The following is a 26,934-nucleotide window of genomic DNA, read 5'->3' as shown; positions in this document are numbered from 1 at the left end:
GCGGGGAGGGCAGGTGCGAGCCTGCCCTCCCCGCTGTTATGGCAAGCTTGCCCGGTGGCAGATATGCGTTCGCTGATCCTCTTCGACCTCGACGGGACCCTGGTGGACCCGGCCGGGTCGATCACCGGAGGCATCGGTTCGGCCCTGGCGCTCCACGGGTTCCCCGTCCCGCCCGCTCACGTGCTCCAGGCGATGGTCGGGCCGTCCCTCGTCCACTCCCTGACCGCCACCGCCGGTGTTCCCGCCTCCCGCGTCCCCGACGTCGTCGCGACCTACCGCGCCGGCTACCTGGAGACCGGGATGTCCGCGAGCCGCCCCTACTCGGGGATCGCCCGCTGCGTGGAGGCGCTCGCTGACGGCGGCGCGACCGTCGCGGTCGCCACCCAGAAGCCCGAATGGCTCGCCGAGGAGCTCCTCGCCGTGCAGGGGCTCCGGCACCTGTTCTCCTCCGTCCACGGTTCGCCCCGCGACGAGGCGGCGGCCACCGGGGGCAAGGCGCCCATCATCCGGGCCGCCCTCGACCGCCACGGGGTCGACGGCGGGGCCGCAGGCGCGGTGATGGTCGGCGACCGGCAGCACGACGTGGAGGGCGCCGCCGCCAACGGACTGGCCTGCATCGGCGTCGCCTGGGGTTTCGCCGCGCCGGGCGAGCTGGAGGCCGCCGGGGCTGCCGCCGTCGTGGGATCCGCCGACGAACTGCTGGCGGTGCTCCGTGGGCGTCTATGACCTGACCCGCAGCACCACGCGCGGACTCATCGCCGGCCTGTGCCGTCCCACGGTCGAGGGACTCCGCAACGTGCCGAAGGACGGCCCGTTCATCGTCGCCCCGAACCACCTCTCCTTCCTCGACAGCGTGCTGGTGCAGGCGCTCATGCCCCGACCTGTCGCGTTCTTCGCGAAGGCCGAGTACTTCACGGGGACCGGTGTGAAGGGCGCCCTCATGAAGTCGTTCTTCGAGGGTGTCGGGTCCATCCCCGTCGAACGCGGCCAGCAGGCCGCCAGCGTCCAGGCGCTGAAGACCCTCCTCGATCTCCTCGAGCAGGGCGACGGCGTCGGCATCTACCCCGAGGGGACCCGCTCACGGGACGGGCGGCTCTACCGGGGGAGGACCGGCGTCGGCTGGCTCGCGCTGACCACCGGGGCGCCCGTACTGCCCGTCGGCCTGATCGGCACCGACGCGCTGCAGCCGGCGGGCCGGAGGGGCGTCCGCCCCCAGCACTTCACCCTGCGGATCGGTGAGCCGCTCGTCTTCGCGAAGACCGGCCCCGGGCACCCGCTGCCCGCGCGCCGGAACGCCACCGACACCATCATGGACAGCATCGCCGCCCTGACCGGCCAGGAGCGGGTGGCCTCCTACAACCAGAGTCCACCCGCGGAGTGACGGCCGGCGCCGGGCGGGCAGCCCGTCAGCGGTGAGCGGAACGCCCGCCGCCCGGGCGGGGCGTGTCACCGCACGGCCCTAAGATTGTGGACGTGGCGAACCCAGTAACGTACCGGCCGAAGACAGGCGAGATCCCCGTCGACCCGGGCGTGTACCGCTTCCGCGACGAGCACGGGCGGGTCATCTACGTGGGCAAGGCCAAGAACCTCAGGTCGCGGCTGAACTCCTACTTCGCCAGCCCTCAGGGCCTGCTCGCGAAGACCCGCCGCATGGTGTTCACCGCGGCGAGCGTCGAGTGGACGGTCGTCGGCAGCGAACTCGAGGCGCTGCAGCTCGAGTACACGTGGATCAAGGAGTTCAATCCGCGGTTCAACGTGATGTTCAGGGACGACAAGTCCTACCCCTACCTGGCCGTCACCATGGGGGAGAAGTACCCGCGCGTGCAGGTGCTGCGCGGCGACAAGAAGAAGGACACCCGGTACTTCGGGCCGTTCTACCCCGCCAAGGCCATCCGCGAGACCGTGGACACCATGCTCCGCGTCTTCCCGGTCCGCACGTGCAGCACGGGCGTGTTCAAGCGCGCGGAGCGCACCGGCCGGCCCTGCCTCCTCGGCTACATCGACAAGTGCTCCGCTCCGTGCGTGGGACGCATCAGCCCCGAGGACCACAAGGCCCTCGCGGGCGAGTTCTGCGACTTCATGTCCGGGGAGGCGAAGAAGTTCATCGCCGGCCTCGAGCGGAAGATGGGCGAGGCCGTCGCCGAACTGGACTACGAGTCCGCCGCACGCCTGCGCGACGACATCGCCGCCCTCCGCCGGGTCTTCGAACGCAACACCGTCGTCCTCAGCGAGGACACCGACGCCGACATCTTCGCCCTCAAGGAGGACGACCTCGAGGCCGCCGCCCAGGTCTTCCACGTCCGTGGCGGGCGCATCCGGGGCCAGCGCGGCTGGGTGGTCGAGAAGGTCGAGGACATGGACACCGCCGATCTCGTGGAGCACCTGCTCCAGCAGGTGTACGGCGAGGGCAGCAGCAGCAACGAGCAGATCCCGCGCGAGGTCCTCGTGCCCGTCCTGCCCAGCAACGAGGACCAGATGCTCGAGTGGCTGCGGGGCCTGCGCGGATCGCGTGTCGACGTCCGGGTGCCCCGGCGTGGCGACAAGGCCACGCTCATGGGTACCGTCGAGCAGAACGCCGCGGACGCCCTGCGCCTGCACAAGAGCCGACGGGCCGGGGACATCACCACCCGGTCCGCCGCCCTGCAGGAGCTGCAGGAGGCACTGGACCTGCCCCAGCCGCTCATGCGCATCGAGTGCTTCGACATCTCGCACGTGCAGGGAACCAACGTGGTCGCGTCGATGGTCGTCGTCGAGGACGGCCTGCCCCGGAAGTCCGAGTACCGCAAGTTCTCCATCACCGGCGACGCCGCACGGGACGACACCGCGTCCATGTACGACGTCGTCTACCGCCGCTTCCGCAACTACCTGGTCGGGAAGGACGGCGCGCCGCGCGACGCCGCCGCGCCCGACCCCGACGTCGACCCCGTGGACGACGACGCGTCGGTCCTCGAGCACCCCGACGTCGACGACCGGGGCGAGCCGATCAGGGACACGACGACGGCGATCACGCGCAACCGGTTCGCCTATCCGCCCAATCTCGTCGTCGTCGACGGCGGGCCGCCGCAGGTGGCCGCCGCCGCCCGCGCGCTGCAGGACCTCGGGATCGAGGACGTCTACGTGATCGGCCTCGCGAAGCGCCTCGAGGAGGTCTGGGTCCCGGACAGCGAGTTCCCGGTCATCCTGCCGCGTGCGTCGGAGGGGCTGTTCCTCCTGCAGCGCGTCCGCGACGAGGCGCACCGCTTCGCGATCACGTTCCACCGCCAGAAGCGCGGCAAGTCCATGACGGCGTCGGCCCTCGACGACGTCGCCGGCCTCGGACCCGCCAAGCGCAAGGCCCTGCTCAAGCACTTCGGGTCGGTCAAGAAGATCCGCGCCGCCACCGTCGAGGAGCTCGTCGGCGTGCCCGGCGTCGGGCCCGCCCTCGCCCGGACCATCCAGGCGTCGCTGACGGCGGACGACGCCGCCGCACCGGCCGTGAACATGACCACGGGCGAGATCATCGAAGATTAGCTAGGCTGAGGCACGGCGGCCGGTCGTGCCGCCGGGAGTGCACATACGTGGACATACACATCAGGGAACGCCGGACCACCGGGAGCCCCGTCGAGCCGGAACGGATCCATCACGATGACTGAGGCCACGAGCCTGACGCCGGTCAAACCCACCGAATCCGAGCTGCTGGTGGTGACCGGCATGTCGGGCGCCGGGCGCAGCACGGCCGCCAACGCCCTCGAGGACCACGGCTGGTACGTGGTCGAGAACCTCCCGCCCCAGCTGCTCACCACCCTCACGGAACTCGTGGCGCGCACGCCGCAGTCGATCCCGAAGCTCGCCGTCGTCATCGACGTGCGCGGCAAGGAACTCTTCAACGACATCAAGGCGTCGCTGGACGCGCTCCGGTCCGCGGGCGTCACCCACCGCGTCCTGTTCCTCGACGCCGACGACGACGTCCTGGTGCGGCGCTTCGAGCAGGGCCGGAGGCCGCACCCCCTGCAGGGCGACGGCCGGATCCTGGACGGCATCGCCGCCGAACGTGAGGTCCTGAAGGAGCTCAAGCACTCGTCCGACGTCGTCATCGACACGACCAAGCTGAACGTGCACGCCCTCGCGACCGCCGTGACCGAGCTGTTCTCCGACGCCGGGCCCATCGTCCTGCGCCTCAACGTCATGAGCTTCGGCTTCAAGTACGGGCTCCCCGTGGACGCCAACTTCGTGGCCGACGTGCGCTTCATCCCGAACCCGCACTGGGTGCCGACCCTGCGCCCCCAGACGGGACTCGACGCGCCGGTGCGCGACTACGTGCTCGACGCGCTGGGTGCGGGGGACTTCATCGACCGCTACGTCGGCGCCCTCGTCCCCGTCCTGGACGGGTACCGCCGCGAGAACAAGCACTACGCGACCATCGCCGTCGGCTGCACCGGCGGGAAGCACCGCTCGGTGGCCGTGACGGAGGAGATGGCGCAGCGGCTCGCGCAGCTGCCCGGGGTGCAGGTCTCGGCCCACCACCGCGACCTCGGGCGTGAATAGTGGCGCTGTTCTCCGGACCGCTGCCGCTCATCCCGCCGGCCGCACGCCGGCCAGGTGAGGGCCAGGGCGCCGGCCCGACCGTCGTCGCCCTCGGGGGCGGCCACGGGCTGTCGGCGTCGCTGTCCGCGCTGAGGCTCCTCACGCAGGAACTGACCGCGATCGTGACGGTGGCCGACGACGGCGGATCCTCCGGGCGGCTGCGGCGCGAACTCGGGGTACTGCCTCCGGGGGACCTGCGCATGGCGCTGGCGGCCCTGTGCGACGACACCGACTGGGGACGCACGTGGCGCGACGTCATGCAGCACCGCTTCTCCTCCCGCAACGGCGCGGAGGGATCCCTCCACGACCACGCCATGGGGAACCTCCTGATCGTCACCCTGTGGGAGCTGCTCGGTGATCCCGTCGCCGGACTGCAGTGGGCGGGCGCCCTGCTCGGGGCGCGCGGCCGGGTCCTGCCCATGGCGAGCGTGCCCCTGACCATCGAGGGCGACGTCCTCAGCGAGGTCGGTGGGTCGCTGCGCGTCACCACGGTGTCCGGCCAGGCGAAGCTGGCGGTCGCCGCGGACACCGGGAACGTGAGCAACGTGCGGCTCGTCCCCTCCGACGCCCCCGCCTGCCACGACGCCCTGGAGGCCGTCGAACTGGCCGACTGGGTGGTCCTCGGGCCGGGCTCCTGGTACACCTCCGTGCTGCCGCACCTGCTCCTGCCGGACCTGCGCGACGCCCTGTGCCGCACCTCCGCCCGGCGGTGCCTCACCATGAACCTGAGCAACGACACGCGCGAGACGCAGGGCATGAGCGCCATCGACCACCTCGCGGTCATCTCGCGGTACGCTCCCGAGCTGACCCTCGACGTCGTCCTCGTGGACCCCTCGGTCGTGGCGGACCGGAAGGAGTTCGAGCGGGCCGTCGCCGGGATGGGTGGGCGCGCCGTCTTCGGTAGAGTGGGAGTTTCGACCGGCAAACCCGTGCATGATCCGCTGCGGCTGGCGACGTCCTACAACGACATGTTCGGGGAGATCTAGGAGTGTATCTGTGGCACTGACCGCCGACGTCAAAGAGGAGCTGTCCCACCTCGACGTCAAGAAGTCCTCGGTGCGCAAGGCCGAGGTGTCCGCGCTGCTGAGGTTCGCCGGCGGCCTCCACATCATCTCCGGCAGGATCGTCATCGAGGCCGAGGTGGACCTCGCATCGACGGCCCGCCGGCTGCGGGCCGCGATCGCCGAGGTGTACGGGCACAACAGCGAGATCATCGTCGTCACCGGCGGAGGCCTCAAGCGCGGCAACCGGTACGTGGTGCGCGTGGTCCGCGACGGGGAGTCCCTCGCCCGCCAGACCGGGCTGCTCGACAGCAGGGGCCGGCCCGTCCGCGGCCTGCCGTCTGCCGTCGTCAACGGCTCCACGGCGGACGCCGAAGCGGTGTGGCGCGGCGCGTTCCTCGCCCACGGCTCCCTGACCGAACCGGGCCGGTCCTCCTCCCTGGAGGTCACGTGCCCCGGGCCGGAGTCCGCCCTGGCCCTCGTCGGCGCGGCCCGCCGGCTCGACATCGCGGCCAAGGCCCGTGAGGTGCGCGGCGTCGACCGCGTCGTCATCCGCGACGGCGACACCATCGCCGCCCTCCTGACCCGGATGGGCGCCCACGACGCCCTCATGGTGTGGGAGGAGCGCCGCATGCGCAAGGAGGTCCGTGCCACCGCCAACCGCCTCGCCAACTTCGACGACGCGAACCTGCGCCGCTCGGCCCAGGCCGCCGTCGCCGCGGGCGCCCGCGTGGAGCGCGCCCTCGAGATCCTCGGGGAGACCGTACCGGACCACCTGCGCTACGCGGGCGAGCTGCGGGTCGCCCACAAGCAGGCCAGCCTCGACGAGCTCGGCCGCCTCGCCGACCCTCCGATGACCAAGGACGCGATCGCCGGGCGGATCCGCCGGCTGCTCGCGATGGCCGACAAGAGGGCGCAGGACATCGGGATCCCGGGCACGGACGCGAATGTCACCGCGGACATGCTCGACGAATGAATGGGTCATAGGATGGAACGGCAAGCCCGCTTCTGATCGAGCGGGACGCCTGCCGTCCGGACCCCTCGGGTCCGCCGGTCGCGCGGGCACCGGGATCACTACATGGAGGACTACGTGAGCGAATACGTACTGCCGGATCTTGACTACGACTACGCCGCCCTGGAACCGCACATCTCGGGCCGGATCATGGAACTGCACCACTCCAAGCACCAGGCCACCTACGTCAAGGGCGCCAACGACGCCCTCGCGCAGCTCGCCGAGGCCCGCGAGAAGGGAGCGTTCGGCACGATCCCGAAACTGTCCAAGGACTTGGCGTTCCACGTCGGCGGTGTGATCAACCACAGCATCTTCTGGAAGAACATGTCCCCGGAGGGAGGCGACAAGCCCGAGGGTGAGCTCGCCGCGGCCCTCGACGACGCGTTCGGCTCGTTCGACGCCTTCCGCGCGCACTTCACCGCCGCGGCGACCTCGCTGCAGGGTTCCGGCTGGGCCGTCCTCGCTTACGAGCCGCTGGGCAGGAACATCGTCATCGAGCAGCTCTACGACCAGCAGGGCAACGTGCCCGTGGGCACGATCCCGCTGCTGATGCTCGACATGTGGGAGCACGCCTTCTACCTCGACTACGTGAACGTCAAGCCCGATTACGTGAAGGCCTGGTGGAACCTGGTGAACTGGGCCGACGTCCAGACACGCTTCCAGGCAGCGCGCACGGGGGCCTCCAGCCTCATCACCCCCGGGGCCTGAGCACCCCGGCCGTCCGGCCGCGGAGGTGCCCCTCCCGGTCCGGCGGCCCGCGTCACGAGTGCGTCCCGAGGGCCGTGCTGAGTAAGGTTGGAGCGGTGCAGGGCTTCGGTCCCGGCACCGCTCCGGCGGACGCCGCGGTGCAGGACCCGCAGGAACCAGCAGGACCCGAGAATTTCGGCACGACGGCGTGCCCGGTACAGATTTATTCGTCGCCGGCGTCGCCCGCCAAGGGTCAGCAAGGCGACACCACCTATGAAGGAGATGGAAACCAGTGACTACTCGCGTTGGAATCAATGGCTTCGGCCGCATCGGCCGCAACTACTTCCGTGCCGCCCTCGAGCAGGGCTCGGACCTCGAGATCGTCGCGGTCAACGACCTCACGAGCCCCGAGGCCCTCGCGCACCTCCTGAAGTACGACTCCGTCACCGGCCGGCTGAAGGCCTCCGTCGAGGTCGACGGCGGAGACCTCGTCGTCGGCGGCAAGCGCGTCAAGGTCCTCGCCGAGCGCGACCCCGCGAACCTGCCCTGGAAGGACCTCGGCGTCGACATCGTCATCGAGTCCACCGGGTTCTTCACCAAGGCCTCGGACGCGCAGAAGCACATCGACGCCGGCGCCAGGAAGGTCCTGATCTCCGCGCCCGCCTCCGACGAGGACCTCACCGTGGTTCTCGGCGTCAACGACGGCGACTACGACCCCGAGAACCACCACATCATCTCGAACGCCTCCTGCACCACGAACTGCCTCGGCCCCCTCGCCAAGGTCCTCAACGACTCCTTCGGGATCGAGCGCGGCCTCATGACGACCATCCACGCGTACACCGCCGACCAGAACCTGCAGGACGGCCCGCACAAGGACCTGCGCCGTGCGCGCGCCGCCGCGATCAACATGGTCCCCACCTCGACGGGTGCGGCCAAGGCGATCGGCCTCGTCCTGCCCGAACTGAAGGGCAAGCTCGACGGCTACGCCATCCGGGTCCCCGTCCCCACCGGCTCCGCCACCGACCTCACGGTCACCGTGGGCCGCGAGGTCACCGCCGAGGAGGTCAACGCCGCCTACAAGGCCGCCGCGGCCGACGGCTCGCTCAAGGGCTACCTCTCCTACACCGAGGACCCCATCGTGTCCTCCGACATCGTGACCGACCCGTCGTCGTGCATCTTCGACTCGGGCCTGACCAAGGTCATCGGCAACCAGGTGAAGGTCGTCGGCTGGTACGACAACGAGTGGGGCTACTCGAACCGCCTGGTCGACCTGACCGAAATCGTCGCCGCCAAGCTCTCCTAGGCGGTCGCCCGTGGCTTACGCATCGCTCGACGACCTCCTCGCCGAAGGGGTCCGGGGACGCCGCGTCCTCGTCCGCTCCGACCTCAACGTGCCCCTCGAGGGCGAGGTCCCCGACCTGACGGTCACCGACGACGGCCGCGTCCGCGCGTCCCTGCCCGTCCTGCGCAAGCTGACCGGGGCCGGGGCCGCCGTGATCGTCCTGGCCCACCTCGGGCGGCCGAAGGGCGCTCCGGAGGAGAAGTACTCGCTGAAGCCGGCCGTCGACGTCCTCCGGGACCTCGCGGACTTCCCGGTCGCCCTGGCCTCCGACACCACGGGGGAGGGTGCCCGCAGCGCGGCCGCAGCCCTGTCCGAGGGCGAGGTGCTGGTGCTCGAGAACGTGCGCTTCGACGCCCGTGAGACGAGCAAGGACGACGCCGAGCGCGGCGCCCTCGCGCGTGAGTTCGCGGATCTCGCGGGCCCCGACGGAGCCTACGTGGACGACGCCTTCGGCGCCGTCCACCGGAAGCACGCGAGCGTGTACGACGTCGCGGCCCTGCTGCCCGCCTACCAGGGCGACCTCGTGAAGGCCGAACTCGTGGTCCTCGAGAAGCTGACGAAGGACCCGCAGCGGCCCTTCGTCGTCGTGCTCGGCGGATCCAAGGTGTCGGACAAGCTCGCCGTCATCGAGAACCTGATCGGCACCGCCGACCGCATCCTCGTCGGCGGAGGCATGGTGTTCACGTTCCTGGCCGCCCAGGGCCACCCGGTCGGGGCGAGCCTCCTGGAGGAGGATCAGCTCGACACCGTGCGGGGCTACCTCGAGCGCGGTGCACGGGACGGCACGCAGTTCGTGCTGCCGACGGACATCGTCGTCGCCGAGAAGTTCGCGGCCGACGCGCGGGCCGGCGTGGCCGCCGCGGACGCCATCGAGGCGGGGACCTTCGGGGCCTCGGGGATCGGACTCGACATCGGGCCCGTGACGAGCCAGGACTTCGCCGCGAACATCAAGGAGGCGAAGACGGTGTTCTGGAACGGGCCCATGGGCGTGTTCGAGTTCGACGCCTTCGCCGCCGGCACCCGCGCCGTCGCGCAGGCCCTCGTCGACGCCCAGGCGGACGGTGCCCTGACCGTGGTCGGCGGCGGCGACTCCGCCGCGGCCGTCCGCGGCCTCGGTTTTGGGGACGACCAGTTCGGGCACATCTCCACGGGTGGCGGCGCGAGCCTCGAGTACCTCGAGGGCAAGGAACTCCCGGGCCTGACGGCCCTCGCCCGCGACTAGCGGACGGTCCCGGTCCCGCGGCCGACGGCAGGACCAGCCGCCCCTCCCGGGCGCACAGGAATGGCGGGATCCGCCCGGCCCCGGCCGGGCGGATCCCACGAACAGATGGAGTACGACGATGACCACCTCGACCAACGGCACCTTCGACCGCCGCCCGCTCATCGCGGGCAACTGGAAGATGAACCTGGACCACATGCAGGGCATCACCTTCCTGCAGAAGCTCGCCTGGACGCTGGATGACGCGGGCCACGACTTCTCGCGCGTCGAGGTGTCGGTGTTCCCGCCGTTCACCGACCTGCGGGGCGTGCAGACCCTCGTGAAGGGCGACACCCTGGACGTCGTGTACGGCGCGCAGGACCTCTCCCCGGAGGACTCCGGCGCCTACACCGGCGACATCTCCGGACAGTTCCTGGCCAGGCTCGACTGCACGTACGTCCTCGTGGGCCATTCCGAGCGCCGCACCATCCACGCCGAGTCGGACGAGCTGCTGAACCGCAAGGTGCACGCGGCCTACCGGCACGGGCTGGTCCCCGTCCTGTGCGTCGGCGAGGGCCTCGAGATCCGCCAGGCCGGGACGCACGTCGCGCACACACTCGAGCAGCTCCGCCAGGGCGTGGCAGGACTGTCGGCGGAGCAGGCGGCAGGGCTCGTCGTCGCCTACGAGCCGGTCTGGGCGATCGGCACCGGAGAGGTCGCCGGGCCCGAGGACGCCCAGGAGATGTGCGCCGCCATCCGCGCCGAGCTCGGCTCGCTGTTCGACGCCGGGACGGCCGCGAAGACCCGCCTCCTGTACGGGGGATCGGTCAAGGCAGCCAACGCCGCGAGCATCCTGGGGGAGCGCGACGTGGACGGCGTCCTGGTGGGCGGGGCGAGCCTCGACGTGGCCGAGTTTGCTAGTATTGTCAGGTTCGAACAGCATCTGGTGACAGACTAAGTTCCGTGCGCCGGCCGCTCCATCGAGCGGCTACCGAGCCTTGAAAGGGCCCCGTGGAAATCCTTCGTATCATCCTGCTCGTCCTGCTCGGGATCACCAGCCTCCTGCTGACCCTGCTGATCCTGCTCCACAAGGGGCGCGGCGGTGGCATGTCGGACATGTTCGGTGGCGGCATGACGTCGAGCATGGGATCCTCCGGGGTAGCCGAGCGGAACCTCAACCGCTTCACGGTGGCACTCGGGCTGGCCTGGGGCGTCGTCATCGTCGCCCTCGGCCTCATCCAGCGGTTCGCCGGCGAGGTCTAGAACGCCCGAGACACCGAAGCCCCCGCGTCCGTCCGGACGCGGGGGCTTCGTCCTCGGTGGACCCTGTCAGTCGGACGACTCGTCGTCGTGGTCGATGAGGCGCCCGGGAAGTTTCTGCGCCGCGTCCTGGTCGATCAGCCACAGGGTCTTCTTCAGGCCCCTGGCGCCCGCGGCGGGGACCTGCACGTGTCCGGCCCCGGCCAGGGCGAGACCCACCGCGCCGGCCTTGTCGCTGCCGCTGACCGCCAGCCACACCTCCTGCGCCGACGTGATGGCTTCGAGGGTGAGCGAGACGCGCTGCGGCGGCGGCTTCGGCGCGTGGGGGACGCCGACCGTCGTCGCGCCCCGCGTCCGGATGCCGGCCAGCTCCGGGAACAGGGACGCGACGTGCGCGTCCGGGCCGACGCCGAGCAGGAGGACGTCGAAGCGGGGCAGGCGGGGATCGGGCTGGACGATGTCCTCGTCCGCGGCGAGCTCCGCCCGCGCGGCTGCCGCGAGCTGCTCCGCATAGTCGGCGGCCGCGGCGTCCTCGTCGGGGAACTCGTCCTTCGACCCGAGCTCGTGGATCTTCACGGGATCGACGGCGATGCGGTCGAGCAGGGCCGCCCGGGCCTGGACCGCGTTGCGGTCCGGGTCCGCGGCGCGCAGGAAGCGCTCGTCGCCCCACCAGAAGTGGACGTTGGCCCAGTCCACCGCGGTGTGGGCGGGGGACTCGGCCACGGCCTCGAGGGCCGCCGTCCCGATGGACCCGCCCGTGAGCACCACGGTCGCCGTCCCCCGCTCGCTCTGCACGTCGACGAGCCGGGTGATCAGCCGGGCGGCGACGGCGGCCGCGAGGGAGCCCTGGGTGGGATGGATGCTGACTTTCGGTTCAGCGCTCACTCGTGCGCACACTCCTCAGATTGGTTCGGGCAAGGCCCTCGGTGATGACTTCGCCGAACACCTCGTCCGGGTCGAGGCGCCGCAGCTCCTCGGCGAGGCAGTCCCGCAGCGCGCGGCGCGGCAGCGAGATGCGCTGGACGGGCTGGTGCGGCTGGTACAGCTCGGCGACGTCGTGATCGGGACGGTGCAGTTCGACGTCGCCGCCGCTGCGGGTCAGGCGGACCCGCCTGAGCCCGGTCCCGGTCGGGCCGGCCACGATCGTGACCGGGGCGTCGAGGGCCTTCGTCAGCCACGCGGCCAGGAGGACGGTGCTCGGGGAGTCGGAGGCCCCCTCGACGGTGACCGCGGTGACGGGCTGGTCGCCCGGAAGCTGGTCGAGGACGGCTGCGAGCTGGATCCGCCAGTTCGTCAGGCGCGTCCACGCGAGGTCGGTGTCGCCGGCCTCGTAGGTGCTGCTGATGTTGAACAGCGCGGCCGTCGGATCCTTCTCGTTGGCCGAGTCGGTGATCCTGCGGTGGGCGATGCTGCCGATCGAGGTCTGCGCCGCGGCGTCGGGGACTCCGTGGGGCCACCAGGCGACGATCGGGGCGTCGGGCAGGAGGAGGGCGGAGACGAGGGACTCGTTCTCCTCGGAGAGCTCCCCGTACCCGCGCAGGACGACGACCTCGGAGGCGCCGGCGTCGCCGCCGACGCGGATCTGGGCGTCGAGGCGGGTCGGCTCGTCCGGGGACTCCCCGGCCAGCACGATGATGCGGCAGGGGTGCTCCCGGCTCGCCTGGTTCGCGGCGTCGATCGCTTCCTCCTCGTAGCCGGAGCGGGTGATCACGACCAGCGTCAGCACGCGCCCGAGCGCGACGACGCCACCGCTGTCCCGCAGGGACATCAGTTCCTTCGACACCTTCGAGGTGGTGGTGTCGGGCAGTTCCACGATCATGGTCGTCTCCAGGTTCGTCCATCGGCTGCGAGCAGCTCGTCGGCGGAGGCCGGACCCCAGCTGCCGGGCACGTAGGCTTCCGGCTGCGCGTCCAGCGACGCCCAGTGCTTCTCGAACGGGTCGAGGATCTTCCAGGACAGCTCCACTTCCGCCTGGCGGGGGAAGAGCGGCGGTTCACCGAGCAGGACGTCGAGGATGAGCCGCTCGTAGGCCTCCGGGCTGGACTCGGTGAAGGAGTGCCCGTAGCCGAAGTCCATGGTCACGTCCCGGACCTCCGTCTGCGTCCCCGGCACCTTCGAACCGAAGCGGATGGTCACGCCCTCGTCCGGCTGCACACGGATGACCACGGCGTTCTGTCCGAAGTCCTCCTCGTGGTGGTCCTGGAACAGGAGGTTCGGTGCCCGCTTGAACACGACGGCGATCTCCGTGACCCTGCGACCGAGCCGTTTGCCGGCGCGCAGGTAGAACGGGACCCCCGCCCAGCGGCGCGTGTGGATGTCCAGGCGCAGCGCGGCGAAGCTCTCGGTGGTGGAATCGGCGGGGATGCCGTCCTCCTCGAGGAACCCGTTCACGCGCTCCCCGCCCTGCCAGCCGGCCTCGTACTGGCCGCGGGCGGACCGCCCGGACAGGTCGGCGGGCAGCACGACGGCGGCGAGCACCTTCTCCTTCTCGGCGCGCAGGTGGTCGGCGTCGAAGGAGATCGGCTCCTCCATCGCCGTGAGCGCGAGGAGCTGCAGCAGGTGGTTCTGGATGACGTCGCGGGCCGCGCCGACGCCGTCGTAGTAGCCTGCGCGGCTGCCGATCCCGATGTCCTCGGCCATGGTGATCTGCACGTGGTCGACGTAGTTGGCGTTCCAGAGCGGCTCGAAGAGCTGGTTCGCGAAGCGCAGCGCCAGGATGTTCTGGACCGTCTCCTTGCCCAGGTAGTGATCGATCCTGAATACCGAGTCCGGGGGGAACACGCTCTCGACGATGGTGTTCAGTTCCCGGGCGGACGCGAGGTCGTGCCCGAAGGGCTTCTCGATGACCACGCGGCGCCACTGGCCGTCGTCGGGCTCCGCCAGGCCGTGCTCGGAGAGCTTCTGGCAGACCGTCTCGAACGCGTTCGGGGGGACCGACAGGTAGAACGCGTGGTTGCCGCGCGTCCCCCTGCTGCCCTCGAGCTCCTCGATGGTCTCCCGGAGCTTCTTGAACGCCTCGTCGTCGTCGAAGCTGCCCTGGACGAAGCGGATGCCCGCCGAGAGCTGCTCCCACACCGTCTCGTTGAACGGTGTCCGCGCGTACTGCGTCACGGCTTCCCGGACCTGCTCCACGAACTCCTCGTTCGACCACTCCCGGCGGCCGAAGCCCACCAGGCCGAAGCTCGGCGGCAGGAGCCCCCGGTTGGCGAGATCGTAGATGGCGGGCATCAGCTTCTTGCGGGCGAGGTCACCCGTCACCCCGAACAGGACGAGGGACGAGGGACCCGCGATCCGGCTCAGCCGCCGGTCACGCGGATCCCGCAGGGGGTTGGAGGCTTTCGCCCTGGTGCTGTCAGGCATGCTCACCCGTTCCGGTGGTGGCCCTCGCCGGCGGCGGCGAGGGAGGAGATGGCGTCCCGGAGTTGCGCGACGCCGATTGCGCGGTCCGTCAGGTGCAGGCGGAGCACGGGGCGTCCGTGGTCGGCGAGCACCTGGGCGTCACCGGCGGCCTGCGCACTGATGAGCTCCCCGAACGTGAAGGGGCGCTCGGGGATCGCGAGGTCGGTGCTGCTCGTCCCTGTCAGCTGCAGGTAGACGCCGACGGGGGAGCCGCCCTTGTGGTACTGGCCGGTGGAGTGCAGGAAGCGCGGACCCCAGCCGAACGTGACCGGGCGGCCGGTGGCGGCGGCCAGCGGGGAGCGCACGGCTTCGAGGTCCGCCTGGCCGTGCCGGTCCAGGTAGGCCTGCACGGCGAGGTAGCCGTTCTCCGGGAGGGTGGCGAGCAGCGCGCGGAGCGCCTCGCCGACGGTCCGTGCGGAGCCGAGCAGGCCGGCGTCGCCGCGGACCTCGACCGCTCCGTCGACGAAGGCCGCCGGAGCCGGTTCGGGCCGGGCGTCGAGCAGCCCGCGCGCCGCCTTCTTGGCGGCCTCGACGTCGGGCTGGTCGAACGGGTTGATGCCCAGCAGGCGGCCCGCGACCGCGACGGCGTACTCCCAGACGAACAACTGGCTGCCGAGGGTGCCGCTGACGGTGACCCGCGTGCCCTCCGCCGGTTCTCCGCCCGGGGCCTCGTCGATCGGGGCGAGGACCACGGGGAGGACGTCGTCCGCCACGTCCCCCAGCTCGGGTGCGTCGCTGGAGGCGACGACGGGGAGCAGCCCGGTGCCGAGCTTGCCGGTCGATTCGGCGATGAGCTGTTCGGCCCAGTCGGCGAACCCGGGCAGGCCCGACCCGGCGTCCGCGAAGACGATCTTGTCCCGCAGCGGGAGCGTCCCGCCGAGGACGGCGCCGAGCTGCAGGCCCACGTTGTCGTCGGTGTCGTCACCGAGGAATTCCGCGCCGTCCTCCGCGTCGTCCAGGAGCGTCTCGACATCGGCGCCGGCAAGGCCTGAGGGCACCAGGCCGAACGCGGTAAGGGCCGAGTACCGCCCGCCGACGTCGGGGTCGGCGTTGAAGACCTTGCGGTAGCCGGCCTTCCGCGACGCCTCGTCCAGCGGCGACCCGGGGTCGGTCACGATGATGATCCGCGAGGCGGCGTCGAGGCCGGCGTCCGTGAACGCCTGCTCGAACAGCCGGCGCTGCGAATCGGTCTCGACCGTGGAGCCGGACTTCGACGACACGACGATCGCGGTGCGCTCCAGGCCCTCCTCGAGGGCCGCACGCACCTGGTCGGGATCAGTGGCGTCCAGGACCACGAGCGGGACGCCCGCTTCCCTGGTGATGACCTCCGGCGCGAGCGAGGAGCCGCCCATGCCGCAGAGCACGATCCGGTCGACGCCCTCCGCCAGGAGGTCGGCGCGGAGTCCGGCGATCTCCGGCAGGAGCGCGCGCGAGCGGTCGAACAGGTCGATCCAGCCGAGGCGGACGGAGGCCTCCGGCTCGGCGTCCGGGCCCCACAGCGTGGCGTCCTTGGCCATCAGGCGGGAGGCGACGCGGTCCTTCACGAGTGCCGGTACGGCCGACTCGACCGCTGCGAGGGCGGCCCCGGTGGCGGTGAGTGCGAAGGAGCCCATGGGGATCACGCCTCCGCTGCGTCGAGGGCGGCCTGGACGGTCTCGAGGAGTTCGGTCCAGCTGGCGACGAACTTGTCGAGGCCCTCGGTCTCGAGCTGGTCGACGACCTCGGTGTAGGAGATGCCGAGCGTGTCGAGCCGGTTCAGGATCTCGTTGGACTCCTCGTAGGTGCCCGTGACCGTGTCACCCTCGATGACGCCGTGGTCCGCGGTGGCCTCCAGGGTCTTCTCGGGCATGGTGTTCACGACGTGCGGTGCGACCAGACCCGTGACGTAGAGCGTGTCGGGCAGGTTCGGGTCCTTGACGCCGGTGGAGGCCCACAGGGGGCGCTGCGCGTTGCCGCCGGCGGCCTCCAGGACCTGCCAGCGCTCCGAGGAGAACTGCTCCTGGAAGATCTGGTAGGCGAGGCGGGCGTTCGCGAGACCGGCCTTGCCCTTGAGCGCCGTGGCCTCGTCCGAGCCGATCGCGTCGAGCCGGCCGTCGATCTCGGCGTCGACGCGGGAGACGAAGAAGGAGGCGACCGAGGTGATCTTGGACAGATCGCGGCCGTTCTCCTTCGCCTGCTCGAGGCCCAGCATGAAGGCGTTGATGACGGCACGGTAGCGCTCGAGGGAGAAGATCAGGGTGACGTTGACGCTGATGCCGGCGGCCAGGGTCTCCGAGATGGCCTCCAGGCCCTCCACGGTCGCCGGGATCTTGATGAGGACGTTGGTGCGCTGCACCTTCGCGTGGAGGCGCTTGGCCTCGGCCACGGTGCCCTGCGTGTCGCGGGAGAGCCGCGGGTCGACCTCGATGGACACGCGGCCGTCGGCGCCGTTGGTGCGCTTGGCCTCCGCCGCGAAGATGTCGCAGGCCTGGGCGACGTCGTGGGTGGTGATGTCGAAGACGGCCTGGTCGACGTCCGCGCCGGCTTCGGCGAGGGCGCCGACCTGGGAGGCGTAGGACTCGCCCTTCTTCAGGGCCGCCGCGAAGATGCTCGGGTTGGTGGTGACGCCGACGACGTCGAGGTCCTCGATGAGGTGCTTGAAGGCGCCCGAGTTGATGCGCTCCCGGGAGAGGTCGTCGAGCCAGATGGAGACGCCGGCGGCCGAGAGATCAGCTGTGGGGGTGGTCATGATGTGTGCTCCTTGTCCGCTGTCGCGGAAGATGGGTGCTGAAGGATGGGAACGGATGGGCTACTGCTGGTCGCCGGTCTCCGTGGCACGGTGGCCCGAGGGCATGGCCGCCGTGCCGTTTGGTGCCAGGGGGTCGGCGGCGACGGCTTCCAGGGAGTCCTTCGCGGCGGCCACGACGGCGTCGGCGGTGATGCCGAACTCGCGGTACAGGGTCTTGTAGTCGGCGGAGGCTCCGAAGTGCTCGAGGGACACGCTGCGCCCGGCGTCGCCGACGATCCCCTGCCAGCTCTGCGCGACGCCCGCCTCGACGGACACCCGGGCCCGCACGGTGCGCGGGAGGACGCTCTCGCGGTAGGACGCGTCCTGCGCGTTGAACCATTCGAGGCACGGCATGGAGACCACTCGCGCGGAGATGCCCTGCGCCTCGAGGGCGGTGCGGGCCTCCACGGCGAGCTGCACCTCCGAGCCGGTGCCGATGAGGATGACGTCGGGGGACCCGTTCGCGGCCTCGGCGAGCACGTAGCCGCCCTTCGCGACGCCCTCGGCCGAGCCGAACGTGTCGCCCGAGGCGGCGCCCTCGCCCCGCTCGTAGGTGGGGATGTTCTGGCGGGTCAGGACCAGGCCGGCAGGGTTCTCGGTGTTCTCGAGGATGGTGCGCCAGGCCACGGCGACCTCGTTGGCGTCGCCCGGGCGGACGACGTCGAGCCCGGGGAGGGTGCGCAGCGAGGAGAGCTGCTCGACCGGCTGGTGCGTGGGGCCGTCTTCGCCGAGGCCGATGGAGTCGTGCGTCCACACGTAGATCGCCGGCACGCCCATGAGCGCGCCGAGGCGCACGGCGGGCCGCTGGTAGTCGCTGAAGATCAGGAAGGTGCCCGAGAAGGCGCGGGTGCTGCTGTGCATCACGATGCCGTTGACGATCGCGGCGGCGGCGTGCTCGCGGATGCCGAAGTGCAGCACCCGGCCGTACGGGTTGCCGGACCAGGACGTCGTCTGGCGGCTCTCGGGGATGAAGGACGGCGATCCCTCGATCGTGGTGTTGTTCGACTCGGCGAGGTCGGCGCTGCCACCCCAGAGCTCGGGGAGTGCGGGGCCGATCGCGGTGAGGACCTTGCCCGACGCGGCACGCGTGGACATGTCCTTGCCCGCCTCGAACGCGGGCAGGCTCTCGTGCCAGCCGTCGGGCAGCCTGCGCTCCTGGATGCGCTCGAGCAGGGCGGCCTCGTCGGCATGGCCGGCCTTCCAGGCGTCGAAGCCCTCCTGCCAGGCTTTGTGCGCGTCGACGCCGCGCTGCACCACACCGCGGGCGTGCTCGAGGACCTCGGGATCCACGTCGAAGTGCTTCTCCGGGTCGAAGCCGAGGGCTTCCTTCAGGCCTGCCACCTCGTCCTTGCCGAGCGCCGAGCCGTGGATCTTGCCGGTGTTCTGCTTGTTCGGCGCCGGGTACCCGATGATGGTGCGCAGCGACACGATGCTCGGCCGGGACGTCTCGGCCTTGGCCGCCAGGAGGGCGGAGTAGAGCTCGGCGACGTCCTCGACGTACTCGCCGGTCTTCGTCCAGTCCACGCGCTGCGTGTGCCAGCCGTAGGCCTCGTAGCGCTTCAGGACGTCCTCGGTGAACGCGACGTCGGTGTCGTCCTCGATGGAGATGTGGTTCTCGTCGTAGATCACCACGAGGTTGCCGAGCTGCTGGTGCCCGGCGAGCGAGGACGCCTCGGCCGTCACGCCCTCCTGCATGTCGCCGTCGGAGGCGATGACCCAGATGGTGTGGTCGAACGGGCTGGTGCCCTCGGGGGCGTCGGCGTCGAACATCCCGCGCTGCCGGCGCTGGCCGTAGGCGAAGCCGACGGAGGTGGCCAGGCCCTGGCCGAGGGGGCCGGTGGTGATCTCCACGCCCTTGGTGTGGCGGTACTCGGGGTGGCCGGGGGTGAGGGAGTCCCAGGTGCGCAGTGCCTTCAGGTCGTCGAGTTCCAGGCCGTAGCCGGACAGGAAGAGCTGGATGTAGAGGGTGAGCGAGGTGTGGCCCGGGGAGAGCACGAACCGGTCACGGCCCGTCCACTCCGGATCCGACGGATCGTGCCGCATGACCTTCTGGAACAGCAGGTAGGCCGCCGGTGCGAGGCTCATCGCGGTCCCGGGGTGGCCGTTGCCCACCTTCTCCACCGCGTCCGCCGCCAGGACGCGCGCCGTGTCGACGGCCTTCCGGTCGAGGTCGGTCCAGGTCAGTTCCTGCTCTTGCATCTGTGGCACGTTTCCGGGCCCCTCTCTGTCCGGAACGGCCACCGACGGGGACGTGCCTTCAGGCACGCCGTCGGGCTGGCCGTTCACCGTTGAATCCTGCGAATTCGAGCTCCGACCGGGACAGCACTGCGCCGGGTCCACTTATTCCGGGCACGTTTCCACAGTGGGCTTTCCAGCCAACACTATCCCGTCCGCCCGCGAAGCGACGGTGGGATTCGAAGAATGTCCTCCCTCGCGATTCGTCGTCCCGCCCGGTGCTGCGGCGGGGGAGCGGTACGCCGGGATCCCGCCCCGATTTCTACAGGACGTAAAAGGGTATGATGGGCCTTGTCTTTTACTCCGGAAGAATCGAAAGTGTTGCCTCGTGAAGACCCAGCAGGCTCCTGCTCCGGCACGTTCCCCGCAGGCCCGTCAGGGTCTCGGTCGCAAGGCGAAGGCCTACCTCGCGCTGACCAAGCCTCGCGTGATCGAACTCCTCCTGGTGACCACCCTTCCCACCATGATCTTCGCGCAGGGAGGGTTCCCTCCGGTCGGCCTGATCCTCGCGACCATGGTCGGCGGCGCCCTGGCGGCGGGCAGCGCAGGCGCGTTCAACTGCTACATCGACCGTGACATCGACAAGCTGATGCACCGGACGGAGAACCGTCCGCTGGTGACGGGCGAGGTCACGCCCCGCGAGGCGCTCGTCTTCTCCTGGCTCCTCGGCATCGTCGCGATCCTCGTGCTCTGGTTCGGGGCGAATCCGCTCGCCGGGCTGCTGGGCGTGGCGGCGATCTTCCTGTATGTGGTGGTGTACACGCTCGTCCTGAAGCGGCGCACCTCCCAGAACATCGTCTGGGGCGGCGCCGCGGGCTGCATGCCCGTCCTCATCGCGTGGGCCGCGGTCACCGGCGCCGTCGAGTGGCCCGCCGTCGTCCTCTTCCTCATCATCTTCCTGTGGACGCCCCCGCACTACTGGCCCCTGTCCATGAAGTACAGCGACGACTACAACGCCGCCAACGTCCCGATGCTCGGGGCGATCGCCGGCGCCCGCGCCGTCTCCGTCCAGGTGGTCCTGTACGCATGGGCCATGGTGGCCTGCTCGCTCCTGCTGATCCCCGCCGGCGCGGGCTGGGTCTACACAGGTGCGGCCATCGCCGGAGGGGCCTGGTTCCTCCGCGAGTCCCACCGCCTGCACTCCCTCGCCCACCGGGGGGAGCTGCACCCGAAGGCCGCGATGAAGGTCTTCCACGGATCGATCAGTTACCTGACGGTCCTCTTCCTCGCCCTGGCCATCGATCCCTTCGTCGGCTCGGCCGTCCTCGCCTGATCCGGCTCCGGCCCCCTGCTCCACCCGGACCCCGCGGGCCCTAGGCTTGCACCCATGGACTTCACCGGCCTGATCGCCTACCCCCTCACCCCGTTCCTGCCGGACGGCTCCGTCTCCCTCACGGACCTGCGCGGCCTCGTGGGCGGGCTCGCCTCCTCCGGCGTGGACGCCGTCACGGTCCTCGGCTCGTCCGGCAGCTTCGCCTACCTCGACCGCGGCGAACGGGCGCAGGTGGCGCGCGCCGCCATCGAGGCCGTCGACGGCCGCCTCCCCGTGGCCGTCGGCATCAGCTCGGTGGGCACACGCGACGTGCTCGACGCCGCGACGGACGCGCAGGCGGCCGGAGCGGCAGGCCTCGTGCTGTCGCCGGTCTCCTATGTCCCCCTCACGGACGACGAGGTCCTGGCGCAGGTCCGGGCGGTCGACGAGGCGACGGATCTGCCCATCTGCCTCTACAACAACCCCGGGACCACGCAGTTCGACTACTCGCTGCAGGTGGTGGCCGAACTGTCGTCCCTGCAGGACGTCGTCGCGTTCAAGGACACCGCGGCGGACGCCGTGAGCTTCAACGCCCGGTACGCGGAACTGGGGCGGCTCGTCTCCGCGCCTTTCAGCCACGGTGTCAGCGGGGACCTCCTGATGATGACGGGCGAGGTGGCCGCCGACGCCTGGCACAGCGGGCCCGCGGCGCTCCTGCCGGGCTACTACCGCCGTCTCCGGGATGCCGTGGTCGCCGGGGACCGGGCGGAGACCGAGCGCGTCCGGCACGTGCTGGCACCCCTCGTGGACCATGTCGCCGGGCTGCGGAGGATCAGCGGCCTCCACCTCCTCGCCCGGGCCTGCGGCATCCTCGCCGGGGACCCCCGGCCGCCGCTGCTGCCGAGCCCCGGATCCGAGCTGCGCGAACTCGGGCGGCTCCTCGACATCCTCGAGGCCGAGGTCGACGACGCGTGACGGCGCGGCGCGGGGCGCGTCCTAGGAGACGCCCTGCGGCACCCTGGCCTCGGCGGGCGTCCCCGGCAGGGCCTTCCGCGTGGTCCCCGTGTACAGGGCGTGCACGGCGGCGGCCATGAGCAGCGACGCCCCGAGCATGTGCAGCGCCACGAGCGCGATCGGCAGGTGGAGGAAGTGCTGTGCGTATCCGATCGCACCCTGGAGGAGGACGATCGCGGCGAACAGCGCCAGCGCCCTGCGCAGCTTCTCGTGGACGCCGGAACGGTAGGCGACGACGACGGCGAGCGCCACGGTGGCGACCAGCAGGTACACGGGGAGGGCGTGCAGGCGCGTCACGAGGACGGCGTCGAGCCCGTTGCGGGCGGCCCCGTGGTCGCCCGCGTGCGGACCGGCCCCGGTCACGACGACGCCGAGCAGGATCGTGATCGAGCTGAGGACGGTCGCGGTGAGGAGCAGCCGGCGCAGCAGGGGCGGCGCGGCGGGCGCGCGGACGGTCCGGTACTGGTCGATATCGAGCCGGGCGCGGGCGACCAGCACGGTGGCGAGGGCGACGAGGACCATGGACACGACGAAGTGGAGGCCCACGACCCAGGGGTTCAGGCCCGTCCAGACCGTGATCCCGCCGATGACGGCCTGCGCGGGGATGCCGAGGAAGAGGCCGACCGACAGCCGGAACAGGTCCTTGCGCTGCCGCCGCATGCCGAGCACGGACACGATCATGGCCACGGCGATGACGACGAGCACGAAGGTCAGGAGCCTGTTGCCGAACTCGATGACCCCGTGGAAGCCCATCTCCGGCGTGGTGACGATCGAGTCCGCCGTGCAGCGCGGCCACTCCGGGCATCCCAGCCCGGAGGCGGTGAGGCGCACGGCGCCGCCGGTCACGACGATGGCGATCTGCGAGACGAGGGAGGCCACGGCCAGCCGGCGCACCACGGGTGTCGTCGTGCGGGGCAGGGTGGCCGCGAGGCGGGAGAGTGCGGGGAGAGTCATGCTGTCAGCTCCATTTGAACCAGCGGATGGCCGCCAGCCCGGCGAGGGCGGCCCAGGCGAGGAGCACCAGGCACGCGATGGGGTCGAGGACGCCGTCCACGAGGGCGCTCCGGAGCCCATCGCCGAGGGCGGCGGACGGGAGGACGGAGACGAACGGTTCGGCGGGGGCGGGCAGGCTCGTCGCCGGGATGATCACGCCGCCCGCGGCCGCGAGCAGGATCCACACGAGGTTGGTGACCGCCAGGGTGGCCTCGGGGCGGAGGGTGCCGGCCACGAGGAGGCCGAGCGCGGTGAACGCGGCCGACCCGACGAGCAGCAGCAGGGCTGCGGGCAGGATGCCCGCGGGTGCCGGCGTCCACCCCATGAGGGCGGCGGCGCCGCCGATCACGACGAGCTGGACGGCGAGGACGACGGCGACCGCGAGGGCCTTCCCGAGGATCAGGCCCGACCGCCCCAGCGGCGTGGTGGACAGGAAGCGCAGCACGCCGTAGCGGCGGTCGAAGCCCGTCGCGATGCCCTGGCCCGTGAAGGCGGTGGACATCGTGCAGAGGGCCAGGACGCCGGGAGCGGCGATGTCGATGCGGTGCGGCCCGTAGGCGTCGAGCAGTGGGGTGATGACCAGTGCTGTGAGCGCCAGGAGGGGCAGCACGATCGCGAGGACGAGCTGCTCGCCGTTCCGGAGCATGGCCAGCGCCTCGTAGGCGCCGTGGCGCAGCACGCGGGTGGGCAGCGACGCCGCGGTCCCGCCGACCGGCAGCGACGCCGCAGTGCCACCGGTCGGCGGGACCGTCGGGACTGCGCCGGCGGGGGGTGGCGCGGTCATCGGATGCTCCGTCCTGAGATGTCGAGGAAGACGTCCTCGAGCGAGCGCGGTGCCATGGAGATGGCCGTGGGCATCACGCCGCACGCGTCCCACCATCGCGCCAGCCGGGCGACGTCGTCCGCCGTGACCGGGCCGCGGAGGACGTACTGTCCGGGCTCCGTCTCGCGCTGGTGCAGGTGGGGGAGGAGATCGGGTGGGAAGGACAGGCCGGGTACCGTCTCGAAGCGGAGTTCCCGCGTGCCGTCCGGGTCGGTGTCCGCGGTGAGCTCGGCGACGGTCCCCTCGGCGACCGTGCGGCCGCCCTCGAGGATGTAGACGTAGTCGGCGAGCCGCTGCGCGTCGTCGAGCAGGTGCGTGGTGAGGATGACGGCCAGGCCGTCGGCGCGGAGCTCCCGGACGAGGTCGAACACGATGGTGCGGGACTGCGGATCCAGGCCGGCGCTCGGCTCGTCCAGGAAGACCACCTCCGGGCGCCCCACCAGGGCGCACGCGAGGGCGAGGCGCTGCTTCTGCCCGCCGGAGAGCCTCCGGATGGAGACGGCCCCGAACTCGTCGAGCCCGAGGCGCCCCGCCAGGTCGTCGACCGGCAGAGGGTCGGCGTACATGGAGGCGACGTGCCGCAGGAGCGCCAGCGGGCGCACCGACGGCGGGAGACCGCCGTCCTGCAGCATCACCCCCACGCGCGCCCGCAGGTGCGGGGTCGCCCGCGACGGATCCTCCCCGAGGAGGCGGACCCGGCCGCCGTCGGCGCGCTGGAGGCCCTGGGCGCATTCGAGGGTCGTCGTCTTGCCGGCACCGTTGGCTCCCAGCAGGACGGTGACGGCGCCGTGCGTGGCCCGCAGGCTGACGCCGTCGAGCACGCGGACCATCCGGCCGTCGAGGGCGCCGACCGGACCGAAGTCCTTGACCAGGTCGTCGATCTCGAGGGCGGGGGAAGATATCGGCACCCGATTATTCTACGGCAGGTAGTAGGCGGGACGACGGCCCCGATGGGTAGCCTCGCCTAAGTGGTGGGGCGGAATACATTAGGTCATGCTTATGTTGTGTATTTTGTCGCCGACGGAGGGAATGGACCGTGACCGCACCAGCCCGCACCGCCGTCCCGGCGACCGCCGCCCCTGACGACCGCACCGCGCAGATCGTGTTCCCCGATCCCGACGAGCGGACGCGGGACCGCGTCCTGGCTGCCGTCCTCGAGCGCGGCCCGGTCAGCGCCGCGGAACTCGGCAACCGCCTCGGGTTCACGCCCGCCGCCATGCGGCGCCACCTCGATGCCCTCTCCTCGGACGGACTCATCGAGGTCAAGCGCGTGCGCGGGTCCGCCAACGGCGCGGGTCGGCCGGCCCGGCGCTACGTCCTCAGCCGTCGCGGCCAGTCCAGGATGGGCAACGACTACCTGGACATCGCCGTCGCCGCACTCACGCAGCTCGGTGAGGTGGCGGGCCCGGAAGCCATCGAGGACTTCGCCCGCACCCGGTTCGCCGGCATGGAGGAGCGCTACCGCCCCATCGTCGAGGCGGCGGGCCCCGATCTCGCGGCCCGTGCCCACGCCCTCGCCGGCGCCCTGAGCGCCGACGGCTTCGTGGGCTCCACCAAGACGGTCGGCCTCCCGCCCGCGGACGGACCGAGCGCCGTACCGTCCGCCGCCCGCCCGGTCATGCTCAGCGTGCAGCTGTGCCAGGGGCACTGCCCCATCCAGGGACTGGCCTCGGCGTTCCCCGCGTTCTGCGGCCAGGAGACCGGCGTCTTCGCCCGGCTCCTCGGCGTCGACGTCCGTCGGCTCTCCACCCTCGCCGGCGGCGGGCACGTCTGCACCACCCACATCCCCCTGGGACGGACGACGGCGGCCGCGCCGATCGGCCCCGGCACGTCCGGAGCCGCGCAGGCGGGCACGGACACCGTTCCGCCCAGTACCCCAGCAACGTTATCCATCCATCAGCAAGGAAGGCCGTGATGACGGATCAAGTAGACCGTAAGCCAGCTGCATCGGCAGTGCCGGAGTCGGTGATCAGTGACATCCTCGAGAAGAACCCCGAGCTCGAGGGCATCGGGACCTACCAGTACGGGTGGGCGGACAAGAACGAGGCGAGCGACAACGCGCGCCGCGGCCTCAGTGAGGACGTCGTCCGCGACATCTCCGCGAAGAAGAACGAGCCCGAATGGATGCTCGATCTCCGCCTGAAGGGCCTCAAGTACTTCGACCGCAAGCCCATGCCCGCCTGGGGCGCAGACCTCTCCGGCATCGACTTCGACAACATCAAGTACTTCGTGCGCTCCACCGAGAAGCAGGCGAACACGTGGGAGGACCTCCCCGAGGACATCCGGAACACGTACGAGAAGCTCGGCATCCCCGAGGCCGAGCGCGCGCGCCTGGTCTCCGGCGTCGCGGCCCAGTACGAGTCCGAGGTGGTCTACCACCAGCTCCGCGAGGACCTCGAACGCCAGGGCGTCATCTTCCTCGACACCGACACCGCGCTGCGGGAGCACCCGGAGATCTTCAAGGAGTACTTCGGGACGATCATCCCCGTGGGCGACAACAAGTTCGCGTCGCTGAACACCGCCGTGTGGTCGGGCGGCTCCTTCGTCTACGTGCCCAAGGGCGTCCACGTCGAGATCCCCCTCCAGGCCTACTTCCGCATCAATACGGAGAACATGGGCCAGTTCGAGCGGACGCTGATCATCGCGGACGAGGACTCCTACGTGCACTACATCGAGGGCTGCACCGCCCCGATCTACACCTCCGACTCCCTGCACTCGGCCGTCGTCGAGATCGTGGTGAAGAAGGGCGCCCGCGTCCGCTACACCACCATCCAGAACTGGTCCAACAACGTGTACAACCTGGTGACCAAGCGGGCCATCGCCCACGAGGGCGCCACCATGGAGTGGATCGACGGCAACATCGGCTCCAAGGTCACCATGAAGTACCCTGCCGTGTACCTCGTGGGCGAGCATGCCAAGGGCGAGACGCTCTCCATCGCCTTCGCGGGCGAGGGGCAGCACCAGGACACCGGGTCGAAGATGGTGCACATCGCCCCCAACACCAAGTCCTCGATCATCTCGAAGTCCGTGGCGCGCGGCGGCGGTCGTGCCGCCTACCGCGGGCTCGTCCAGGTGCGGGACGGCGCGAAGCACTCGGCCAACACGGTGCGCTGCGACGCGCTGCTGGTGGACACGATCTCACGCTCGGACACCTACCCGTACGTGGACATCCGCGAGGACGACGTCACCATGGGCCACGAGGCCACCGTGTCGCGGGTCAGCGAGGAGCAGCTGTTCTACCTCATGTCCCGCGGGCTCCCCGAGGACGAGGCCATGGCGATGATCGTGCGCGGCTTCATCGAGCCGATCGCGCGGGAACTGCCCATGGAGTACGCGCTCGAACTGAACCGGCTGATCGAACTGCAGATGGAAGGGGCCGTGGGCTAGG

The 26,934-nt window shown here is 71.0% G+C and carries 25 protein-coding genes; 16 read left to right on the top strand and 9 right to left on the bottom strand.

Annotation, left to right across the window (positions count from 1 at the left end):
* Nucleotides 1-63: 63 nt before the first annotated feature.
* From ACX80P_RS02900 to secG, 12 genes are all read left to right on the top strand, one after another.
* The gene (locus ACX80P_RS02900) at nucleotides 64-726 is read left to right on the top strand and encodes an HAD hydrolase-like protein (RefSeq protein WP_459276787.1); all 663 of its coding nucleotides are present in this window, start codon (nucleotides 64-66) and stop codon (nucleotides 724-726) included.
* Entirely contained in the window at nucleotides 713-1,381 is a 669-nt protein-coding gene (locus tag ACX80P_RS02895) for a lysophospholipid acyltransferase family protein (protein WP_459276518.1), read from the top strand. The genes ACX80P_RS02900 and ACX80P_RS02895 overlap by 14 nt, the downstream gene beginning before the upstream one ends.
* 92 nt (nucleotides 1,382-1,473) lie before the next feature.
* A complete protein-coding gene (gene uvrC, locus ACX80P_RS02890) occupies nucleotides 1,474-3,510 on the top strand; it encodes an excinuclease ABC subunit UvrC (RefSeq protein ID WP_459276517.1) in 2,037 nt (678 codons plus the stop codon).
* Nucleotides 3,511-3,624: 114 nt separating this feature from the next.
* On the top strand, nucleotides 3,625-4,524 hold the full coding sequence (rapZ, locus tag ACX80P_RS02885; protein ID WP_459276516.1) for an RNase adapter RapZ: 900 nt from the start codon (nucleotides 3,625-3,627) through the stop codon (nucleotides 4,522-4,524).
* Nucleotides 4,524-5,549 (top strand): gluconeogenesis factor YvcK family protein, encoded by a 1,026-nt coding sequence (locus tag ACX80P_RS02880; protein ID WP_459276515.1) that lies wholly within the window; start codon nucleotides 4,524-4,526, stop codon nucleotides 5,547-5,549. The genes rapZ and ACX80P_RS02880 overlap by 1 nt, the downstream gene beginning before the upstream one ends.
* 10 nt (nucleotides 5,550-5,559) lie before the next feature.
* Nucleotides 5,560-6,540, top strand: coding sequence for a DNA-binding protein WhiA (gene whiA / locus ACX80P_RS02875; RefSeq protein ID WP_459276514.1), 981 nt, complete (start codon nucleotides 5,560-5,562; stop codon nucleotides 6,538-6,540).
* Nucleotides 6,541-6,654: 114 nt separating this feature from the next.
* Entirely contained in the window at nucleotides 6,655-7,284 is a 630-nt protein-coding gene (locus tag ACX80P_RS02870; RefSeq protein ID WP_459276513.1) for a superoxide dismutase, read from the top strand.
* A gap of 95 nt (nucleotides 7,285-7,379) precedes the next feature.
* Nucleotides 7,380-7,559, top strand: coding sequence for a hypothetical protein (locus ACX80P_RS02865; RefSeq protein ID WP_459276512.1), 180 nt, complete (start codon nucleotides 7,380-7,382; stop codon nucleotides 7,557-7,559).
* On the top strand, nucleotides 7,556-8,566 hold the full coding sequence (gene gap, locus ACX80P_RS02860; RefSeq protein ID WP_459276511.1) for a type I glyceraldehyde-3-phosphate dehydrogenase: 1,011 nt from the start codon (nucleotides 7,556-7,558) through the stop codon (nucleotides 8,564-8,566). Before ACX80P_RS02865 ends, gap begins: the two co-directional genes overlap by 4 nt.
* Before the next feature lie 10 nt (nucleotides 8,567-8,576).
* Nucleotides 8,577-9,827 (top strand): phosphoglycerate kinase, encoded by a 1,251-nt coding sequence (locus tag ACX80P_RS02855; RefSeq protein WP_459276509.1) that lies wholly within the window; start codon nucleotides 8,577-8,579, stop codon nucleotides 9,825-9,827.
* Nucleotides 9,828-9,945: 118 nt separating this feature from the next.
* The gene (gene tpiA, locus ACX80P_RS02850) at nucleotides 9,946-10,761 is read left to right on the top strand and encodes a triose-phosphate isomerase (protein WP_459276508.1); all 816 of its coding nucleotides are present in this window, start codon (nucleotides 9,946-9,948) and stop codon (nucleotides 10,759-10,761) included.
* Between the two features lie 53 nt (nucleotides 10,762-10,814).
* Complete coding sequence (gene secG, locus ACX80P_RS02845; protein WP_459276507.1) at nucleotides 10,815-11,066, top strand: preprotein translocase subunit SecG; 252 nt, start codon at nucleotides 10,815-10,817, stop codon at nucleotides 11,064-11,066.
* Between the two features lie 66 nt (nucleotides 11,067-11,132).
* Here the strand turns inward: secG and pgl are convergent, their stop codons facing one another.
* From pgl to tkt, 6 genes are read right to left on the bottom strand one after another with little or no spacing between them, the layout of a single operon-like run.
* Nucleotides 11,133-11,948: a 6-phosphogluconolactonase gene (gene pgl, locus ACX80P_RS02840; protein ID WP_459276506.1), complete on the bottom strand. Its 816-nt coding sequence runs from the start codon at nucleotides 11,946-11,948 to the stop codon at nucleotides 11,133-11,135.
* On the bottom strand, nucleotides 11,938-12,882 hold the full coding sequence (locus ACX80P_RS02835; RefSeq protein WP_459276505.1) for a glucose-6-phosphate dehydrogenase assembly protein OpcA: 945 nt from the start codon (nucleotides 12,880-12,882) through the stop codon (nucleotides 11,938-11,940). The genes pgl and ACX80P_RS02835 overlap by 11 nt, the downstream gene beginning before the upstream one ends.
* On the bottom strand, nucleotides 12,879-14,423 hold the full coding sequence (gene zwf, locus ACX80P_RS02830; protein WP_459276504.1) for a glucose-6-phosphate dehydrogenase: 1,545 nt from the start codon (nucleotides 14,421-14,423) through the stop codon (nucleotides 12,879-12,881). The genes ACX80P_RS02835 and zwf overlap by 4 nt, the downstream gene beginning before the upstream one ends.
* Nucleotides 14,424-14,425: 2 nt before the next feature.
* The gene (locus ACX80P_RS02825) at nucleotides 14,426-16,075 is read right to left on the bottom strand and encodes a glucose-6-phosphate isomerase (RefSeq protein WP_459276503.1); all 1,650 of its coding nucleotides are present in this window, start codon (nucleotides 16,073-16,075) and stop codon (nucleotides 14,426-14,428) included.
* Between the two features lie 5 nt (nucleotides 16,076-16,080).
* On the bottom strand, nucleotides 16,081-17,190 hold the full coding sequence (tal, locus tag ACX80P_RS02820; protein WP_459276502.1) for a transaldolase: 1,110 nt from the start codon (nucleotides 17,188-17,190) through the stop codon (nucleotides 16,081-16,083).
* A gap of 60 nt (nucleotides 17,191-17,250) precedes the next feature.
* On the bottom strand, nucleotides 17,251-19,428 hold the full coding sequence (gene tkt, locus ACX80P_RS02815; RefSeq protein WP_459276501.1) for a transketolase: 2,178 nt from the start codon (nucleotides 19,426-19,428) through the stop codon (nucleotides 17,251-17,253).
* 364 nt (nucleotides 19,429-19,792) lie between these two features.
* Between tkt and ACX80P_RS02810 the strand changes: the two genes are divergently transcribed.
* On the top strand, nucleotides 19,793-20,737 hold the full coding sequence (locus tag ACX80P_RS02810) for a heme o synthase (protein ID WP_459276500.1): 945 nt from the start codon (nucleotides 19,793-19,795) through the stop codon (nucleotides 20,735-20,737).
* Between the two features lie 54 nt (nucleotides 20,738-20,791).
* A complete protein-coding gene (locus ACX80P_RS02805) occupies nucleotides 20,792-21,691 on the top strand; it encodes a dihydrodipicolinate synthase family protein (RefSeq protein WP_459276499.1) in 900 nt (299 codons plus the stop codon).
* Between the two features lie 21 nt (nucleotides 21,692-21,712).
* Here ACX80P_RS02805 and ACX80P_RS02800 read toward each other — a convergent pair whose 3' ends face one another.
* From ACX80P_RS02800 to ACX80P_RS02790, 3 genes are read right to left on the bottom strand one after another with little or no spacing between them, the layout of a single operon-like run.
* The gene (locus tag ACX80P_RS02800; protein ID WP_459276498.1) at nucleotides 21,713-22,684 is read right to left on the bottom strand and encodes a COX15/CtaA family protein; all 972 of its coding nucleotides are present in this window, start codon (nucleotides 22,682-22,684) and stop codon (nucleotides 21,713-21,715) included.
* Nucleotides 22,685-22,688: 4 nt separating this feature from the next.
* The gene (locus ACX80P_RS02795) at nucleotides 22,689-23,507 is read right to left on the bottom strand and encodes an ABC transporter permease (protein ID WP_459276497.1); all 819 of its coding nucleotides are present in this window, start codon (nucleotides 23,505-23,507) and stop codon (nucleotides 22,689-22,691) included.
* Nucleotides 23,504-24,454, bottom strand: a complete 951-nt coding sequence (locus tag ACX80P_RS02790; RefSeq protein WP_459276496.1) for an ABC transporter ATP-binding protein — start codon at nucleotides 24,452-24,454, stop codon at nucleotides 23,504-23,506. The genes ACX80P_RS02795 and ACX80P_RS02790 overlap by 4 nt, the downstream gene beginning before the upstream one ends.
* 191 nt (nucleotides 24,455-24,645) lie before the next feature.
* On the opposite strand from ACX80P_RS02790, the gene ACX80P_RS02785 reads away from it, so the two are divergent.
* Nucleotides 24,646-25,461 (top strand): helix-turn-helix transcriptional regulator, encoded by an 816-nt coding sequence (locus tag ACX80P_RS02785; protein WP_459276786.1) that lies wholly within the window; start codon nucleotides 24,646-24,648, stop codon nucleotides 25,459-25,461.
* Nucleotides 25,461-26,933 (top strand): Fe-S cluster assembly protein SufB, encoded by a 1,473-nt coding sequence (gene sufB / locus ACX80P_RS02780; RefSeq protein WP_459276495.1) that lies wholly within the window; start codon nucleotides 25,461-25,463, stop codon nucleotides 26,931-26,933. Before ACX80P_RS02785 ends, sufB begins: the two co-directional genes overlap by 1 nt.
* Nucleotide 26,934: the final 1 nt, after the last annotated feature.

It is taken from the genome of Arthrobacter arabinosi (genome assembly GCF_054511115.1).
Note: the sequence above shows the minus strand (reverse complement) of the source record. Positions and strands in the feature narration are given on the sequence as shown.